16 protein-coding genes and 1 other RNA gene are annotated in these 15700 nt (G+C 63.4%); 9 read left to right on the top strand and 8 right to left on the bottom strand.

Annotated features, from left to right (window positions below):
- Positions 1–97 precede the first annotated feature (97 nt).
- Both BP846_RS10545 and tpiA read left to right on the top strand, forming a co-directional pair.
- On the top strand, positions 98–2620 hold the full coding sequence (locus tag BP846_RS10545; RefSeq protein WP_292395153.1) for a U32 family peptidase: 2523 nt from the start codon (positions 98–100) through the stop codon (positions 2618–2620).
- Positions 2621–2716: 96 nt separating this feature from the next.
- Complete coding sequence (tpiA, locus tag BP846_RS10540; RefSeq protein ID WP_292395194.1) at positions 2717–3385, top strand: triose-phosphate isomerase; 669 nt, start codon at positions 2717–2719, stop codon at positions 3383–3385.
- Positions 3386–3393: 8 nt separating this feature from the next.
- Here tpiA and BP846_RS10535 read toward each other — a convergent pair whose 3' ends face one another.
- Complete coding sequence (locus tag BP846_RS10535; RefSeq protein ID WP_292395152.1) at positions 3394–3948, bottom strand: CBS domain-containing protein; 555 nt, start codon at positions 3946–3948, stop codon at positions 3394–3396.
- 167 nt (positions 3949–4115) lie between these two features.
- On the opposite strand from BP846_RS10535, the gene BP846_RS10530 reads away from it, so the two are divergent.
- Positions 4116–4379, top strand: a complete 264-nt coding sequence (locus BP846_RS10530; protein WP_292395150.1) for a hypothetical protein — start codon at positions 4116–4118, stop codon at positions 4377–4379.
- A gap of 46 nt (positions 4380–4425) precedes the next feature.
- On the opposite strand, the gene rnpB is transcribed toward BP846_RS10530, so the two are convergent.
- An RNA gene (gene rnpB / locus BP846_RS10525) (RNase P RNA component) lies at positions 4426–4771 on the bottom strand.
- 173 nt (positions 4772–4944) lie between these two features.
- On the opposite strand from rnpB, the gene BP846_RS10520 reads away from it, so the two are divergent.
- From BP846_RS10520 to arcS, 4 genes are read left to right on the top strand one after another with little or no spacing between them, the layout of a single operon-like run.
- Positions 4945–5529: a hypothetical protein gene (locus BP846_RS10520; RefSeq protein WP_292395148.1), complete on the top strand. Its 585-nt coding sequence runs from the start codon at positions 4945–4947 to the stop codon at positions 5527–5529.
- Positions 5530–5558: 29 nt separating this feature from the next.
- Positions 5559–6125, top strand: a complete 567-nt coding sequence (locus tag BP846_RS10515) for a TIGR00296 family protein (protein WP_292395146.1) — start codon at positions 5559–5561, stop codon at positions 6123–6125.
- Between the two features lie 5 nt (positions 6126–6130).
- Entirely contained in the window at positions 6131–7582 is a 1452-nt protein-coding gene (gene tgtA, locus BP846_RS10510; protein ID WP_292395144.1) for a tRNA guanosine(15) transglycosylase TgtA, read from the top strand.
- Entirely contained in the window at positions 7569–9206 is a 1638-nt protein-coding gene (gene arcS / locus BP846_RS10505) for an archaeosine synthase subunit alpha (protein WP_292395142.1), read from the top strand. Before tgtA ends, arcS begins: the two co-directional genes overlap by 14 nt.
- A 374-nt stretch (positions 9207–9580) precedes the next feature.
- On the opposite strand, the gene BP846_RS10500 is transcribed toward arcS, so the two are convergent.
- The gene (locus BP846_RS10500) at positions 9581–9904 is read right to left on the bottom strand and encodes a YbjQ family protein (RefSeq protein WP_292395140.1); all 324 of its coding nucleotides are present in this window, start codon (positions 9902–9904) and stop codon (positions 9581–9583) included.
- Between the two features lie 7 nt (positions 9905–9911).
- Positions 9912–10067, bottom strand: coding sequence for a hypothetical protein (locus BP846_RS10495; RefSeq protein WP_292395138.1), 156 nt, complete (start codon positions 10065–10067; stop codon positions 9912–9914).
- 190 nt (positions 10068–10257) lie between these two features.
- Here BP846_RS10495 and BP846_RS10490 point away from each other — a divergent pair, with 190 nt between their 5' ends.
- Entirely contained in the window at positions 10258–11109 is an 852-nt protein-coding gene (locus tag BP846_RS10490; RefSeq protein WP_394339971.1) for a sulfide/dihydroorotate dehydrogenase-like FAD/NAD-binding protein, read from the top strand.
- The gene (gene gltA / locus BP846_RS10485) at positions 11102–12445 is read left to right on the top strand and encodes an NADPH-dependent glutamate synthase (protein WP_292395135.1); all 1344 of its coding nucleotides are present in this window, start codon (positions 11102–11104) and stop codon (positions 12443–12445) included. Before BP846_RS10490 ends, gltA begins: the two co-directional genes overlap by 8 nt.
- A 267-nt stretch (positions 12446–12712) precedes the next feature.
- Here gltA and BP846_RS10480 read toward each other — a convergent pair whose 3' ends face one another.
- The 4 genes from BP846_RS10480 to BP846_RS10465 all read right to left on the bottom strand — a co-directional run.
- Positions 12713–13117, bottom strand: coding sequence for a PGF-CTERM sorting domain-containing protein (locus BP846_RS10480; RefSeq protein ID WP_292395133.1), 405 nt, complete (start codon positions 13115–13117; stop codon positions 12713–12715).
- Positions 13075–13518, bottom strand: a complete 444-nt coding sequence (locus BP846_RS10475; RefSeq protein WP_292395131.1) for a hypothetical protein — start codon at positions 13516–13518, stop codon at positions 13075–13077. Before BP846_RS10475 ends, BP846_RS10480 begins: the two co-directional genes overlap by 43 nt.
- Positions 13499–14074: a hypothetical protein gene (locus BP846_RS10470; protein WP_292395129.1), complete on the bottom strand. Its 576-nt coding sequence runs from the start codon at positions 14072–14074 to the stop codon at positions 13499–13501. The genes BP846_RS10475 and BP846_RS10470 overlap by 20 nt, the downstream gene beginning before the upstream one ends.
- Before the next feature lie 794 nt (positions 14075–14868).
- Positions 14869–15700, bottom strand: an 832-nt coding sequence (locus BP846_RS10465; RefSeq protein WP_292395128.1) for an IS1634 family transposase, incomplete at its 5' end; no start/stop codon positions are given.

Genomic DNA, 15700 nt, shown 5'->3' with positions numbered 1-15700 from the left:
ATCCTGGGAGGAGTATATAGGACGAGGGAACGATTGTACCTGACAAATGCCGCACGATCATCATCGGGTATCGGGGTCTTGCCCGGGCGCATCGCCGGTGCGAGACAACCTGCCGGAACTGCTTGCGCCGGCCGGGTCGCCGGAGGCCCTGACGGCAGCGGTTGCCGCCGGCGCAGACGCGATCTACCTCTCGGGGAGGCGCTTTGGGGCCCGGCGCTATGCGGCGAACTTCTCCGACGAGGAACTCCGGTCCGCCGTCGATTACGCACACCTCCGGGGAGTCAGGATCTATGTCACCGTAAACACCCTCATCCGGGACGCTGAACTCTCCGATGTGGCCGCCTACCTCCTCTGGCTCTACGAGACCGGGGTCGATGCTGTCCTGGTGCAGGATACCGGGGTGGCGTCGCTCGCCCGGGAGGTGGTCCCGGACCTCCCCCTCCACGCCTCCACCCAGATGACTGTCCACAACCGTGAGGGTGTGGCCCGGGTCGCGAGGGAGGGGTTCTCCCGTGTTGTGCTGGCACGGGAACTCACCCTCCCCGAGATTGAAGGGATTGCAGAGGACGGGGAGGCGCAGGGGATCGGTGTCGAGGTCTTTGCCCACGGTGCGCTCTGCTACTGCTACTCGGGCCAGTGCCTCCTCTCCTCGGTCATCGGGGGACGGAGCGGGAACCGGGGGATGTGCGCCCAGCCGTGCAGGAAACCCTATCAACTCGTGATCGGTGATAAGGACGATTACGGACGCCCGAAAGACCTCCGGGCGGTGGCCGCAGAGGACCGCTACCTGCTCTCGACACGCGATCTTTCGGTATACCCTTACCTTGATCGGATAGCGCGTACACCGGTGGCGTCGCTCAAGATCGAGGGGAGGATGCGCTCACCGGAGTACGTCGCCACGGTGGTGAGCATCTACCGGCGTGCCCTCGACGCGATCGCCGCCGGGGATCCCTGGTCGCCCTCACGGGAGGGTATACGGGATCTCGCCCTCGCATTCAACCGGGAGTTCACGGAGGGCTACATCCTCGGCGCTCGTGATATCATGGCTCGCGACCGGCCCGGGAACCGGGGCATCCCGCTCGGCACAGTCACCGGCTACGACCCGTGGAGGCAGGAAGCAACCGTGCGTCTCACCGGCGATCTCGCCCCCCGCTCCGGCGACGGGCTGGCCTTCTGCACGGACGACCCTGACGCGGATATAGGTGCAGTCGTCCGCGGCACCCCCGCCGCCCGCCACGGGACGGTGCGACTTTCGGTCCCCGCGCCCGTGGGGGAGGGTGCCCGTGTCTTCCTGACGAAGAGCGCGGACCTTGAGGAGCGGGCAGGGCGGGTGATGGGAAAGCCCCTGCGGCCGCTGCCGATCGATCTCTCGGTCACCTGGGAGGACGGTACACCCTGCTTTGAGGCGAGGGTCCCCGGGCACGGGGGAGAACCGCTCCGGGTGATCTACCGGGCGGACCTTCGGATGGAGCCCGCACGGAGCCGGCCGCTCACCCCGGAACAGATCGCGGAGCAACTCGGAAAGACAGGAGGAACGCCGTTTACTGTCCGGAGTATGGACCTCCAGTACCCGGGCGGGCTCTTTTTGCCGCTCGGTGAGTTGAACCGGGTCAGGCGTTCATTCTTAGAACGGGTCGAGGAGGCCGTCCTCGCCGCGTGGCGGCCGGGGCCGGATGCGGTGCGTGCAGCACGGGAACGGGCCGGGGTAGCGATTGCCGGGCTAGCGCGTCCGGCAGGAACGCACCCAAACCCCCGGCTCCCGTCGGTCTCGGTCTACACCGACACCCCTGAGGGTGCAGGGGCCGCCGTCCGGGGCGGTGCCCGGACCGTCTACCTGGAGCCCTCTACCCCCGCGACCCCCGGCCTCCTCGAAGAGGCCGCCGCCGTCTGCCGGGAGGGGGGTGCGGACCTGGTCTGGAAATGGCCGTCGATCACCCGGGAGAGGTTCCTCGATGCGGCGGCCCCGCTCCTCCCGTCGCTCTACGATGCGGGCGTCCATGGCATCATGGTGAGCGGGACCGGCGCCGCGGACGCGGTGCGGCGGGCCGAACCCCGGATGAGGCTCTTTGGTGCCGCCGGGCTGAACGTCTGGAACCACCGCACCGCCGGGGAACTGGCACCGCTCTTCCTGCGGTGCACGGCGTCCCCTGAACTCCCGGCCGCCGACCTGGCCCGGCTCGCGGAGACTACCGGAGGAGCTCCCGAACTGGAGGTGCTTGTGCAGGGCAACATCGAGGCGATGGTGACCGAGGACCGGCTGGTTGCAGCGGTCTCCGGGGAGAAATCCGGCAACCGCTTCCTGGGCCTCAAGGATCAGCGAAACCGCGTCTTCCCGCTCAGGTCAGACGGAGAAGGGCGGACCTGCATCGCAAACGCGGTCGAGACCTGCCTGATCGACCACCTGCCCGGGATCGTCGGGATGGACATCGGAGCCGTCGCCATCGACGCACGGGGGCGAGGACCCCGCTATGCGGAGGATATGGCCGGGATCTACCGGGCGGGGATCGATGCTGCGGGCCACCGAGACTCCGGCACACTCTCCGCGCTCAAGGACGAGGTGAAACGGCGGGCGCTCGGCGGCATCACCGGCGGGCACTTTGTCCGGGGGCTCGAGGAGTAAGCCTCTGCCGGGGTCCTCCTGAAATCTCTCTGTTCTCCCGCACCCGACACCAGAGTTAATATCAGGAGAAGCAACCTATTGGCAGACGTGATGGATATGGTTTCACCGTTGATTCTGGTCAATCTCAAGAACTATCAGGAGGGTATGGGCAGCAATGCTCACCGGATCGCCGCTGCGGCCGAGACCGTAGGGAGAGAGAGCGGGGTCACCATCGGTGTCGCGCCGGTCTTCACCGAGCTCCACCCGATGAGCCACCACTACGCTATACCCGTCTATGCCCAGCATATCGATGCGATCACCCCCGGTGCCCATACCGGCCATATTCTCCCCGAGGCGGTCAGGTCGGCCGGTGCACGTGGCACCCTGATCAACCACTCCGAACGCCGCCTCACCCTGGCCGAGATAGACGCCTGTGTTCAGGCCGCTCGAAGGCTCCACCTTGAATCGGTCGTCTGCACGAACAACGACGCGACAAGCGCTGCCGCAGCAGCGCTCCGGCCCGACTACGTGGCGATCGAGCCTCCGGAGCTGATCGGGAGCGGAGTCTCGGTCTCGAAGGCCGACCCGGGGATCATTGAGCGGTCCGTCAATGCCGTCAGAGCGGTGAACCCGGACGTGAGGGTCCTGACCGGGGCAGGCATCCAATCGGGCGAGTGCGTGAAAATTGCCGTCGACCTCGGGACCTGCGGCGTCCTGTTGGCATCGAGTGTGGTCAAGGCCGACGATCCCGAAGCAGTCCTCCGGGACCTGGTCTCTCTGCTCTAGAAAAGAGCCTATGTGATCAACGATATCAGGTCGTGCTTGGTGATGACACCCTGCACCTTCCCCTTCTCAAGCACGACGATCGCGTGGTTGTGATGCAGAAGATGGACGACCGTATCGATGGGCGCCGTCGGAGGGACCGTCGGGAAACCCGGCTCCATGTAGTCCTGCACCAGCGTCTGATGCGTCTGGTGGAACCCCCCCTTCTCCATGGCATTCATGATAGCGGATTCGGATATGCACCCTACAGGCACCCCGTTCTCGAGCACCGGCAGCTGGGAGATGCCGTTCTGGCCCATGATCTCGACAGCACGGCTGACGGGATCGTCCAGGGCAACAGAGAAGACGGGCGCGCTCATCACATCGGCCGCCGTGATCGCCGAGTGCTCCGCTGCCCGCAGGACTTCCACAATCCTTGCAAGCGTGCTCACCCTCGGGTCCACGCTGCCTGCCTCGATCCGCGCGACCATGGATTGGCTGATTCCGGCCATACGGGCTACATCTGCCTGCTTCAAGCCCATACGAAGCCTCTTTTCCCGCAGTTCAGCCGGGGTGGGTATCTCCATATTATTACTATAGGTAATTTTTTCACTTATACGTTTGCCTGCACATCCCCCGGGCTCATGCCGGGGAGACGCCGGTGATGCCCATAGCAGCATGTGAGTATCATCGCGGCCCGCCGTGAGGCTGCCCTTCTGGAGAGGTTAATATAGCACGGGGCGCATGAGGGAGTATGGCTGTGAACCAGGAGGAGCAGCAGGGAGTCCTTGCAAAGGTCAGGGACATCCTCTCGACCTACTACACCCGGGATGCCGTCCGGAGCGAACTCGAGTCCCTCGGTTTCGACGTCAGGGCGGAGCATGGGGACGTCGTATCCATGGAGAACTCGCACACCGAGGTCTTCGTCCAGCTCTTCGTAAACGACCGGGGCGATGTCTTCGATTCGCACGTCGTGACGTTTGAGGAGATTGAACTCAAACCGCGGGGGAAAGGCTGAATTTTATAGGAACCCATTTCATTGAGAAAAGCTTCGCAATAGCGAGGAGTGGGAGGAGTAAGCCTCCTTCTGTTCTATGCGGCATTCAGCTACGCGCCATACCCGGGCGGATACCAGACGATCCATCTGCCCTGTTCTGGCTTGCACCCGCAGGGATTCACCGTTTCACCGTTTCCCGCCGCTACGTTCAACGAGTTGCTTGCGCGGAAACCCGCGCTTCTCGCCCCTTCATGAGGGCTCAGTCGTTTCATCACTGACGGCGGGCCGTGTCGTTTCTGTGTCATTGCCGTGACTCTCGCCACCCGCACTTGCATGCGGCTGCGTATCTGGCCGGTGGGAGGACTTTCCTCAGCAGCACAGTATGTGCCACCGTCGGCCGCACTCTCCCTCTCCCATATCATATTTCGCGAAGAGGATATATATTCCGTACGGGTACCCCTCAGGAACTGTCCCCAAACAGCCAGCACTGCAGGCTTCGGTGATGGATTCCGGTCTGACCGCGCACATCCCCGCCACGATAGATATGTATATATATTAGTTCCTGGGTCTTACCATTGGCGTTATCATGGGGGGGAGTGAGGCATATACGCACCTGGAGCTTGCGGCGATCTTCGCGGCGTTCGTTGCCGTCACCACACTCATCTCGCTCGTCTCGCTCGGGGCGAGCGCCATGGGCAGCGGCCCCTCACCTGATTCGGGCGCATACCCGGTCCTGGCCGCAGGCGAACCGCATCTTGCACAGATCGGGGAAGTCACCGGCTCCTCATCGGCCCCGGGACTCTCCGGCACCCATATCGATACCCTCACCTTCCGCGTCGCCCATACCGGAGAGGGTGGACCTGTCGACCTCTCCCGGGCCACCGTGACGGTCATGGCAGGAACGTACCTTGAGATCATCACGCAGTCACGAGACCCCCTCCCGGGGCCGGGGATGTGGACGGCAACACTGCTCCGGGACAGCGACGGCGGTATGCTCCTCCGTGCCGGCGAGGAGTGCACGATCCGCCTCCGTCTCGACCGCCCCATCCCCGCCGGCGAGGCCCTGGTAGTCAAGGTGCGCACCGAGGGCAGCGCACCCTGCTCGATAACCGGGCCGGTCAGGGTTCCCGGCGCCGGCGCTAACGCTCCCTCTTCTCCAGAGATAGACTAAAAGTATTCAATATCATACGATCCACTCTGATGGAAATGCTGACCCCGGAAGAAGGCAGAACGGCAGTTCATCTGGCACGGAGCGCCATCGAAAACGCCGTAAGCGGCGATCGGACGGTGCTGCCCGACCTCCCCGCAGTCTTTGGGGAGAAGCGCGGTGTCTTTGTCACGATAAAGCGGCAGGAGCAACTCCGCGGTTGTATCGGCCTCCCGTATCCGATCAAGCCACTCGGTGACGCGCTCATCGAGGCGGCCGTATCGGCTGCTCTCGAGGATCCCCGGTTCCCGCCGGTGTCGCGGTCGGAACTCGCCGATATCGACCTTGAGGTGACGGTGCTCACAGAGCCCCGGCCGCTTGAGTGCCCGCCGGAAGAGCGCCCCGGCTGCGTCGAGGTCGGGAGACACGGTCTGATCGTCAGCGGTCTCGGGACCGGGGGCCTCCTCCTCCCGCAGGTCCCGGCCGACTACGGCTGGACCAGCAGGGAGTTCCTTGACCAGACCTGTGTCAAGGCCGGGCTCCGGCCCGGGTGCTGGAGGCGTGGCGATGTCGCCGTGCAGACTTTCGAGGGGCAGATATTCGAAGAAAAGGCGGTTTAACCCGAATGGCAATCAGTTTTGAGGTCATACACAAAGATATCGCAGGAAGGGTCGGCAAGCTCAGGGTGAACGACAAGATGGTCCGGACGCCCGCGCTCCTCCCGGTCGTCAACCCCCACCTTCCCCTGGTAACCCCCCGCGAGATGCAGGAGATGGGCGTCGAGGCTCTGATCACAAACGCCTACATCTTCAGGCGGAGCACGGAGTACCACGACCGGGCGCTCAAGGAGGGGCTTCATAAGGTCCTCGACTTCGACGGCGCCATCATGACCGACTCCGGCTCGTTCCAGCTCTCCGTCTACGGGGAGGTCGAGGTGAGCAACCAGGACACGCTCGAGTTCCAGCAGGCTATCGGAAGCGATATCATCGTCCCCCTGGACATCCCCACCCCGCCGGATGCAGGCCGGGAGAGGGCGACACGGGAACTCGCGGTCACCATGGACAGGATCCGGGAGGCCCGGGAACTCTTCCCCGACGCGAACCTGGCCGGGCCGGTGCAGGGCGGCATATTCACCGATCTCCGCGAGGAGGCCGGACAGGCCGTCCAGGACCTCGGCTTCTCCTTCTGCCCGATCGGCGCTGTCGTACCGCTGATGGAGAACTACCGTTACCAGGACCTGGTGCAGGTCGTCCTCGCGGCAAAACGCGGCCTCTCCCCGGCCACCGTCGTCCACCTCTTCGGAGCAGGCCACCCGTCGATGTTCGCCCTCGCCGTTGCGATGGGCTGCGACCTCTTTGACTCGGCCGCATACGCCCTCTTTGCCCGGGAAGGACGCTACATCACCCCGCATGGGAGCTTCAAGATCGACGAACTCGCTGAACTCCCCTGCCCCTGCCGGGTCTGCCGCTCGATGACCGCCGACGAGCTGCGCCAGTCAAAAGACCGGGAGCGGCTGCTCGCCCTCCACAACCTCTACGTAAGCCTCGCGGAGATCGCCCGCATCCGACAGGCGATCCAGGACGGGACACTCTGGGAGCTGGTCGACGAGCGGTGCCGGAGCCACCCGCGCCTGCTCGCCGGTTACCGGGAACTCCTCAGCCACGCGGCCGACCTTGAGCGTGACGACAACGTCTCCAAGCGCCGGTTCTTCTACCGGGGGTCGGAGACCTGCCGGCGCACCGAGGTGTTGCGGTTCCATGAGGTCATCCCCCGTATTCCCATCGGAGACCGGGTGCTGGTATCCTTCGACGGGCGCGAGATCCCCGGGTTTGATACCGTGCTGAACTTCAAGCCCCCCTTCGGGCCGTATCCCGTGGAACTTGCGGAGACGTTCCCGATAGGCCAGAGCGAGATCCCGGAATGGGACGACGATATGGTCCGGTCCGGGTGCGCCGGGATCCGCGCCCTGATGGAGGCGCACCCGGAGAGCCGCTTTGCTGTCCAGTGCGGCGAGGAATGGGTGCACCTCGTCCTCGAAGAGGCCCCCGGTGCGGAGGTGTATCATGAGCAGGTATGAGGCGGCGAAACGCGACGGCCTCGCGCGGATCGGAATCTACGAGGAGGGAGAGACGAGTGTCTCCCTCCCTGCCACCCTCGATACGGACAGCCTCTTCCCCGCGCTCCGCGAGCGCTCGCTCTCGAACGTTCCGCTCTCTGCAGAGGAGGCGTTCGTCCGGGACTACTTCTCCCCGGGAGATGGGCAGCCGGTGGCCGTCCATCCGCTCGCGGCGCAGACAGCAGAGTCGGGCGACTGCACCATGGTTGCAGGCTGGCATACGGCGCTCAAGAACCCCCGGAACTACGCGGCATGGCTTGCGACCTTAAAAGAGAGCGTCCCCCCGGACACCGCCTGGTACGCCCCGGCCTCGGCGCTCCCCTCGACCGCCTGCCTCCTCGTCTACTCGGGCTTCGATCTCTTCGACTACCGGGCCGTCGACCTCGCATCCGCGCAGAAGACCTTCTGCCTGCCGGAAGGCGAGTTTCCCGCCTCGCTCATGGAGACCGGGGCCTGCGGGTGCAAGGGCTGCCGGGACGGCGACCTCCGGCAGCACAACCGCCTGGCGCTCGACCGCGAACTCGCCCTCGTGCGGCACTTCATCGAGGCGGGAAGGCTCCGGGAGCTGATGGAGTCGCGGTGCCGTGCGGACGCCGCACAGGTGGGCATCCTCCGGTTCCTCGACCGGAACTACGCTCTTATGGAACGGTCCCTCCCGGTGGCGCGGGCGGTGCCGATGCGGGCAAACACCGCCGAGTCGCAGAACCGGGCGGAGGTCCGGCGGTTCGCCGACCGGGTTATCGAGCGGTTCGTCCCGACCCGGACGGACGTCGCGGTCCTCCTCCCTTGCTCGGCGCGGAAGCCCTACTCGCTCTCCCGGAGTCACCGGCTCTTTATGAACACGGTGGACCGGCGGGCGCACGAACTGATCGTCACATCTCCGCTCGGCCTCGTGCCCCGGGAGCTGGAGCGGATCTACCCGGCGGGCCACTACGACGTGCCGGTGACCGGCTACTGGGACCATGAGGAGTGTGCCTTCATCGCCGATATCCTGGCCCGCTACTTCGATGCGCACCCCTACCGGCGGGTGGTCGCCCACCTCGATGGCGGTGCCCTCACCGTTGCGCAGATGGCGGCGGAGGCCTGCGGGATCGATCTTGAGGTGACCTGCCACGGCCACCCGACGTCGCCGGCCTCGCTCCGGGCGCTCGACGATGCTCTCGCGGGCGAGCGGCGGATGCAGACCGATACCATCCGGGGCACGGTCTCCTGGCAGTTTGCGACGGATATCAACACGAAGGGCCTCCAGATCCGGGGCAGGAGCATGCAGATGGCGGTGCTCCGCGGGAAGCAGCAACTCTTCAGCATCGATGCGGGGACCGGGCTCTTCCGCCCGACGTTTGATGGGTGGGACCTGATACCGGAAGGCTACCGGGTCAAGATCGACGCGTTCGTGCCGCAGGGCGATGTCCTCGCCCCCGGCGTCACGGACTGCGATCCCCGGATACGGGAGGGCGACGAGGTGCTCGTGGAAGGGCCGCTCGCGCTCGCCACCGGGCGGGCGATGATGGGGGCGGACGAGATGCTCCGGTCAAAGCGCGGTGTGGCGGTTCGGGTAAGGAAGACGAAGAAACTGGGGGAGTAGGGGGTCCGGGGACGACCCTCTCCGCCGGGGTTCGCACTTTAACTCGTAGTTTTCGGGAAGGCATCTGACTCATCAGCAGGTCTAACTTTCAATTTATGGCGAGGAGCCCGATGCAGTGGACCGTAGTGGGTATCGCATCGGGGGTTGGGGCTGACGGGGAGGGGTCTCCCCTCCCCTGTCTCGAACCCACACAGTTCCACACATATCAACCCCACCCCACCCGCGCTTCGCGCTCCTCCCCCGCCCGCAAGGGGCGGGGGCAGTCATGGGGATACCCGGTGGAAAGCCGTGTACCGGAGTGCGACTATCGAGAGCCAACAGGTAGGGTTTCAACAAAGCCAAGACAGGATCTCCTGTCCTAAAACCCCAAAGCCCTACTTCTTCGGGACGAGTTTCACCGCCGTCCCGTAGGCGAGGAGCTCGGCCGCCGTCGCCATCGTCTGGGACGTCGTGAACCGGATGTTCACCACTGCATCGGCCCCGAGGTCGCGCGCGGCGTTGACCATACGGTTGTAAGACTCGGTCCGGGCGTCAGCGAGCATCGATGTGTACTCCTCGAGTTCGCCGCCGACGAGGCTCTTCAACCCGGCCATGACGTCCTTCCCTATATTCTTCGTCCTTACCGTGTTACCGAAGACCACGCCAAGGACCTCTCCTATGGCGTAGCCCGGCACTTCTGCAGTCGTCGTCAGTATCATACTTCGTTTACTCCCTGATCTCTTCGATAGTATCCTCGCGCCCCCGCCAGACAATCAGCGCGATCCCGATCACGACAAGCGGGATGCCGAAGAACGGGATTATAAGTCCGAGCAACGCGCCGATGACGATCAGGGCAATTCCCCAGCGTACCTGGCTCCGCATACATATCCATGCGACCGGTTCGGGGATAACCATTCGCGTTTCTGTCCCGGAACCGGGCCCGCGCCGCCGGCCCCGGGAGACCTGCCCCACGCAGAATAGCTGCAGTAAAGAGGCTGGAGCCACAATATGTAAGAAGTGTTCAGATACGCTTTGACGTTAACATCGATCAGGATCATCAGGAGTGAATCAATTGTATAAGGTGGAATTAGCGACCAGACTCGCCGACCGGGTTTATGAGTACTGGATACGCGCGCCGCAGGTGGCGCAGCATGCACGGGCTGGCCAGTTCATCATCCTGCGCCTGCATGAGGCGGGTGAGCGGATACCGCTCACCATCTCCGCTGTCAGAGGAGACGCCGTCCGGGTGATCTTCATGGCAGTCGGCAAGACGACCCAGGAACTGGCGACGCTCCGCGCGGGCAACAGCATCAAAGACGTCGTGGGCCCGCTTGGAAAGCCGAGCGAGATCGCCAACTACGGCACCTGCTGCGTGATCGGCGGCGGCGTGGGAATCGCGAGCACACCGCTCATTGCAAAGGAACTAAAAAGTGCAGGTAACCATGTCATCGGCATCATCGGTGCGCGGAACGCCGATCTTCTCATTCTCGAGGACGAGATGCGGGAGGTCTGCGACGAACTCCACATCACGACCGACGACGGGAGCAAGGGCATCCACGGGTTTGCAAGCGACGTCCTCAAGAAGTTGCTCGAAGAGCAGACGATCAACCGGGTCTGGATCGTCGGCCCCGCCATCATGATGAAGGTCACCTCCGGCGTGACGGTCCCCTACGGTGTGAAGACCTACGTGAGCCTCAACCCGATCATGGTCGACGGGACGGGGATGTGCGGCTCCTGCCGGGTGACCGTCGGCGGAGAGACGAAGTTCGCCTGCGTCGACGGCCCGGAGTTCGACGCCCACCAGGTCGATTTCACCGAGTTGATGCAGCGGCAGCGTATCTACACCGGACAGGAGAAGGTCTCGATTGAGCGGTTCGCGGAGCACCGGTGCCGGTGTGGCGAAGGGGGCGGCCACCATGAGTGACCGGCCGGCCGACGTCCGGGTCCACGACTTTCGCGAGGTCGACACCGGCCTCACCCCTGCAGAGGCTATCGCCGAGGCGGAACGGTGCCTCCAGTGCAAAAAACCGCTCTGCGTAAGAGGCTGTCCGGTCTGCATCGATATCCCCGCGTTCGTCCGCGAGGTCGCGGACGGGAACTTCCCGGGAGCTGCCCGGGCACTCAAGGAGCAGAACATGCTCCCCGCCATATGCGGGCGAGTCTGCCCGCAGGAGACGCAGTGCGAGGGTGTCTGCATTCTCGGCAACAAGGAGACCCCGATCCGGATCGGCGCGCTTGAGCGGTTCGTGGCCGATTGGGAGCGACGGAACGGCGCCGAACTCCCGGGGACCGCCCGGCCGACCGGGAAGCGGGTGGCAGTCGTGGGGTCCGGCCCGGCAGGACTGACCGCTGCAGCCGAACTTGCCCGTGCCGGCCACGCTGTCACGGTCTTCGAGTCGCTCCACGAGGGCGGCGGTGTCCTGACCTACGGCATCCCCGCGTTCCGGCTGCCGAAGGATGTCGTCAGGGCGGAACTCGACCAGGTGCTTGCCCTCGGCGTCCGGCTGAAGAAGAACCATGTGGTGGGAAGGAGCGTCAGTGTGGACGAACTCCTCGGCTACGACGCGGTCTTCCTCGCGACGGGTGCCGGACTTCCCGCGTTTATGTGTATTCCCGGGGAGAATCTGAACGGCGTCTACTCGGCAAATGAGTTCCTCACGAGGGTGAACCTGATGCACGCCGACGCGTTTCCCGAGTTTGATACGCCGGTCCTGCACGGGGCCCGCGTGGCGGTGGTCGGCGGCGGCAACGTCGCGATGGACTCTGCCCGGGTGGCGCGCCGCCTCGGGGCGAAGGTCTCCCTGATCTACCGGCGGGGTGAAGAGGAGATGCCGGCACGGAAGGCCGAGGTCGAACATGCGAGGGAAGAAGGGATCGAGTTCCTCACCTGCACGAACCCGACCCGGATCCTTGGCGAGCAGTGCGTCTCGGGGATCGAGTGCGTGAAGATGTCCCTCTGCGGCATGGATGCGAGCGGCCGCCCGTCCCCGAAGCCCATCGAGGGGAGTGAGTTCACCCTCGATGTGGATATGGTTATCCAGGCGATCGGCACAAGCCCGAACCCGCTCCTCGTCTCCCTGATCCCGGGGCTCGAACGCGGGCGGCGGGGGAACGTCGTCGTCGACGAGAACGGCCGGACGTCCATACCCCATGTCTACGCCGGCGGGGACATCGCCACCGGCGCGGCGACGGTGATCGAGGCGATGGGCTCGGCGAAGCGCGCGGCGGCGGCGATCGACGCGATGCTGAAGGAAGAATAAACTCTCTTTTTTGGATCGATCCGGGACCTCTGGCCGGGGCAAGACCGGGTTCTACCTGCTCTCCAGATGTGCCGTCCGGAGCGTGAGCACTGAGGAGACAACGGTTCGTAGAAGCGGAGTTCGAGCCCTTTCAGGTGCGCGTTGTGAGGCAGGAGGTCAGAGGACTGCAGGTCTTCGAGCAGAATGCTCCCTCTTGAACCGGAAGGAGCGCAGACATGCCCGGATGGAAGGCGTGCTCCCCCGATGTGTATGTCCGTCACTCCGGCCCTATCTCCGCCTCCGGTACAGGACAAAACCCATCCCGGTACCAAGAACCGCGAAAACCGCCCCAAACCCCGGCGTCGTCCGGATCGACTGCCCGGGTGCCAGGCCCGAGGAGACCTGCATGACGTCTGTCTTCTGACCGGCCCGAACGGTAACCTCCCAGACGATCCGGTCGTTGCCGTAGACTTTCAGCACGATCTTCTCGACGCGGGCGCCCCGGGGCTGTCCGGAGAGGGCCTTCCCCTCCGCTTCGGCTCTCCCGACCGTGAGGTTCTCTTCCGAAACGTATGTCGTCGAGACGATCTCGCCGCCCGAAAGGTCGACGATGTACTCCGTGAATACGCCGGTATCGTTGATGAGTGAGGTTATAGGGATACGCCACGATAACCCCCATGACCTCCAGGACAAAACAGCACCACAAGCCACAGGAGAAAACCCGAGGTTGAGGCCGCAGGTACCGCTCCGCTCTGAAGAAGTTCCGTTTCAGGCATCTCCTCGCGGGCAAACAGGTAGTAGCCGAGGGCAACGAAGAACAGCAAGGTCCCAGCGGTAAGCCATGTCCGTGGCATGAGCGGGAACGTGACCGTGAATACTCCCATAGCGTTCGGCTCCGCGAAGAAGGCGAACAGGATCGCTATGAGCACGGCGACCCAGAGGAAATACAGGGACAAGCCGCAGATTACGCCCACGACGTTGATGAGCTTCCGGTTTTTGTTTCTTTGGTCATTTCTATCACAGGGATTCGTTATGGGTTTCCGGCTCCAGAGGCGTCCTGGATGCGTTCTGAATTCATTCCGTATTACTCCCATCTCCGGAGTTCGGGCGGCGAAGCGAAATGACCACCCGGAGGAGGATGTAGAAGATGGTGGCGACAAGTACGCACTCGAGGTAGAACCCGAGGAACGTAAGCCCGGAAAACACCAGATCGTGTGCTAATGTGTTTTTCGCGAGCGGTAGGGCGTTTATGACGCCGTCGAAGAACCATCCGAGAAGCGGCAGTCTATCCGCGAGTAGCGGGGCCTCGCCTTTCCAGCGGTGCGGGGTTATGAGCAGGGCGAATACAAGCGGAGCCATTGCTGCGACGGTAACGAGCATCGTCTGTATTCGCCCATGAAACGAGAGAATGCCTGCAACAAGCGGGAACGGCGTGGCGGCCCCCGCAATTGCAAGGGTCAGGATCACCAGAAAGAGGGTGAGAAGGGCAAAGAGTGGTATGGGCCCCGGATGACCTGAGGCGATGCCAGCGACAACGACCCAGACTGCCCATGCAACGATCGCAACGAGCGGCGGAATTGCGAAGCGCAGCCGGCTCCGGGAGATAGACTCGTAAAGGCGGTGGAAAGCCGATGTATTCATATGAGGCATTTATTACTCCATGTCGTTAAAGTACAGACTTTATATGTTTAACTGATTATCAGACGCTTCATTACACTGTGCACTCACTGCCAGCACAACACCCGCACTCACCAGCAGCATCGCCAAAAGCGCGGAGAGTGCCCGCATTCCAATGTTTCCGTTCATTTCTTTCCTCCGATAACCACCCCGGAGGCAAAAGAGGCACAACCTTAAGTACATGGAATGCGAACCACTCTTTCGCCTTCGGGCAGTGGGGGGTTCACCCGGCCTTGCACGGATGGGGTGAGCCTCCGCCGTTTTGCGAATGCCGTTTTGAGCCTCCGCACAAGGACATGGGCGTCGGTTTACTTATATATTCTGTCCTATTTCTTTACACGTCCGTCGGCTGTTTGCAGAAGTGGGGCGATCGATCCCGCCCTGAGGGATGCGGATACAGGAGATAGGTCGTTCTCGCGGTGATGGAGATCGTGTGGTCTACGCCGTGGGGACCCGCAATGGGTTGGGAACCGAGGTTCGAAAAGCCGCCGGGCTTCGCTGTGTGACTTCCCCACAGGGGAAGGAGCCGGAACATCGAAGATGTGACTTGCGACGATTCGTGAGTGCGACGAACAACGTCCGGAGCTTGAGCACCGCGAAGAACACGAAGAGGGGACAGTTTGATCCCCTACCCGATCAACTTCACCAGCCCGTGCCGGGGCTCGAACACCTCCCCGCCCCGTTTCAGCTGCTCGAGGGTGTGCTCGACCTTATCGCGGGAGAAATCCTGTCGCGTCAGGATCTCCCCACATTCCGCATGTCCTCCGTCATGAATAGTATTTTTCGTACTCCTTCCCCAGCAATCGTAGAATCTTCTGCAACTCCTCATTCAGGTTCGTCACCCGTTTCACTCTCCTCCCCTCCTCGACCACCACGAACTCCCGCACCCTGCGGAACCGGAAGAACACCCATTTCAACGTGGGCCGCTGCGTCTGTTTCTTCGTCTGGCTGGTCACCGTCTCGCCGGTTCGCTCCAGTTCCCGCCGCAGCCGGAACTCCGTGAGCGCGTAAACGAACAAACAGAGTACCATCACCATCGCCAGCGCCTGGATCCGGGACGTCTTCTTCAAAAAGACCTCTGCGACCCGGAACGACTTATCCTTCAGGAACCGAAACCCGCGTTCCACCGCCCCCTGTCTCTTGTAGTTGGCGAGCAGTTCGTCGGCTGACAGCGCTGGATCGTTCGTTGCCAGGACAAACCTCCCGAGGATCCGCCGTTCCTCGGCAAGAACCGCAGGGTTGTGCTCGATCTCCGCTGTAATCTTGTACGACACCTGGACCGGCTCCCCGTTCTTCGGCCTCCCCCGTTTCTTCTCCTGCTTGCGGGTGATCGTGGCGATGTCAAGGTTACGGAACTGGTATCGCGGATGCTTGTTGAGCCAGATCTCGGCTGCCATACGCGCATCCGGTTCACAGGCAAACTCCCGGGCACAGAGTTTTCGGAGAACTATCCGCGTCTGATCCAGGCTCTTCGCCAGGTTCTTCTCGAACGTCTTCTCCTCCTGCTCGTACATCGGGACCGACCGATACAGAACCCATTTCTGCCGGATCCCGGCATATTCGCTGAAATGCTCCCGATAACTGTAGCGGTCGTCGGTA

The organism is Methanoculleus sp. UBA303 (assembly GCA_002501655.1).
Classification (GTDB): domain Archaea; phylum Halobacteriota; class Methanomicrobia; order Methanomicrobiales; family Methanoculleaceae; genus Methanoculleus.
This window is presented reverse-complemented; position numbering and strand designations above follow the sequence as displayed.